This is a genomic window from Vibrio sp. 2130-1 (assembly GCF_033339515.1).
This window is the reverse complement of record NZ_JAWOUT010000256.1, coordinates 1-713: the sequence shown is the minus strand read 5'-3', so window position 1 is coordinate 713 and position 713 is coordinate 1. Positions and strand designations below refer to the sequence as shown.

Genomic DNA, 713 nt, shown 5'->3' with positions numbered 1-713 from the left:
ATCCAATGGAGATCATGGACTGGATTAACTTGTTTGCCTTTGCGGTCAGCGAAGAGAACGCGGCAGGCGGGCAAGTCGTCACATCACCAACTAACGGTGCCGCAGGCGTTATCCCAGCAGTATTGATGTACTACCATCGATTCATCAAAGAGCTGGACCTTAAGCAATTAAAAGACTTTCTCGCCGTTGCTGGAGCGATTGGTATTTTATACAAAACCAACGCGTCCATTTCTGGGGCGGAAGTGGGCTGTCAAGGTGAGGTGGGAGTTTCCTCTTCTATGGCAGCGGCTGGCCTAACCGCCTTGCGAGGAGGCAGCAACGAGCAAATTTGTATCGCAGCTGAAATTGCAATGGAACACTCTCTCGGTATGACCTGTGACCCAATAGGAGGACTGGTTCAAGTGCCTTGTATTGAACGCAATGCGATGGGCGCAGTAAAAGCGATTAACGCATCACGAATGGCACTAAAACGCACTAGCAAGTGTCTTATTTCATTAGATAAAGTTATCGAAACCATGTACCAAACTGGTAAAGACATGAATAAGAAATATCGAGAGACATCTCTAGGTGGTTTGGCAATCATCCATATGGCACCACCATGTGAATAATAAGTACGCATAATTTGCATCTTTCTTTACACATCGCATTGTTGGTGGCACTTAGCATCAACAGTGCGATTTCTTCCCATCCTTGTATCAATACTCGCCTGCTTT

At 46.3% G+C, this 713-nt stretch carries 1 protein-coding gene; it reads left to right on the top strand.

Translation table 11 applies throughout. The annotated features are described in order from the left end of the window. Nucleotides 1-608 (top strand): L-serine ammonia-lyase (locus R7Q09_RS25580; RefSeq protein WP_318143867.1); only part of this gene is annotated, 608 nt, incomplete at its 5' end. Nucleotides 609-713: the final 105 nt, after the last annotated feature.